Source organism: Roseburia zhanii (genome assembly GCF_014287635.1).
Lineage (GTDB): Bacteria > Bacillota > Clostridia > Lachnospirales > Lachnospiraceae > Roseburia_B > Roseburia_B zhanii.
The window spans coordinates 1-1,015 of the sequence record NZ_JACOPH010000070.1 but is presented as its reverse complement, the minus strand read 5'-3'; the positions used below and the strand labels follow the sequence as shown (position 1 = coordinate 1,015).

General features: G+C 38.0%; 3 protein-coding genes. All 3 read left to right on the top strand.

The annotated features are described in order from the left end of the window. A partial coding sequence (locus H8S17_RS16665) for a hypothetical protein (protein ID WP_243238120.1) occupies positions 1–217 on the top strand: 217 nt, incomplete at its 5' end. Then, positions 175–441, top strand: a complete 267-nt coding sequence (locus tag H8S17_RS16660) for a hypothetical protein (protein ID WP_243238119.1) — start codon at positions 175–177, stop codon at positions 439–441. The genes H8S17_RS16665 and H8S17_RS16660, both read left to right, overlap by 43 nt. Beyond that, entirely contained in the window at positions 413–709 is a 297-nt protein-coding gene (locus tag H8S17_RS16655; RefSeq protein WP_172677521.1) for a GHKL domain-containing protein, read from the top strand. The genes H8S17_RS16660 and H8S17_RS16655 overlap by 29 nt, the downstream gene beginning before the upstream one ends. Positions 710–1,015: the final 306 nt, after the last annotated feature.

Genomic DNA, 1,015 nt, shown 5'->3' with positions numbered 1-1,015 from the left:
TTTATTTCTTTCGGTGGGACTGGTTGCGATTAACCTTATCCTTATGGAGTTCATGCAGAATACCATTGAAAAAGAAGAGAGAATAAAAATTGCGGTACTTACGGAACAAAATCAGAAAATCGTATTGCAGATTATCAGGACCGGGAAGAAATCTATGAGCGTCAGCGAAGAAAAATGTACGATTATAAAAATCAGCTTTCCACAATCCAGACGTTGATTAAGAATGGACACACAAATGAGGCACTTTCATTTACGCAGAAACTGACAGAGAGCATAGCAGTTGAGATGTCGGCAATCAACACGAACCATCCGGTGGTCAATGCTGTTTTAAACCAGAAGTACCGCAGCATGCAGGAGAAACACATAGCGGTTATCCTGAAAGTAGGGGATTTGTCTGGAAGAGGAAGAGATTGTGATTCTGCTTTCCAATTTACTGGATAATGCAATCCGGGAGAGTGAAAAAGTACTGAAAAATACCGGAAAAGCGGTCATTCATCTGAAATTAGAGTGCGAAGATCATAAACTGATATTTGCGGTGCGAAATCCGGTGACAGAAAAGGTGGAAATTGAAAATGACACGATAAAGAGCAAAAGAGGGGATCATCACGGCATTGGGCTGTTAAATGTAAAAGCAGTTGTGGATAAATATGGCGGTGATATGGTGCTTTCCTGCGATGAAAATGAATTTAAGGCGGTAGTTATCTTGTAAAGAGATGGTCTTTGTATGCGTAATATGGTCGTTTGATGATATGGGACTAGGAGAACAGGTTATTTTATCCGATAAAAAAATAGAGGAAATAAGTATGTTATGAGAATTTTAAAGAATGAATATGATAAATGGATAAGTATATATAGAGGTTAAAATATATGCAGAGAAGGTAGAAAATATGAGGTGAATTCATGGGAATTTCGATTTCAAATGCAACGAGTTCTGCTATTACAAAATATAGTGTATCGCTGAGAAGTGGAGAACCTGATTGGTCTATGATTCCAAGTGCAGGGAAAAGCAATAAGT

Excerpts from the sequence above, each read along its gene's own strand:
- H8S17_RS16660 (WP_243238119.1), top strand. The coding sequence starts at position 175 with ATGTACGATTATAAAAATCAGCTTTCCACAATCCAGACGTTGATTAAG.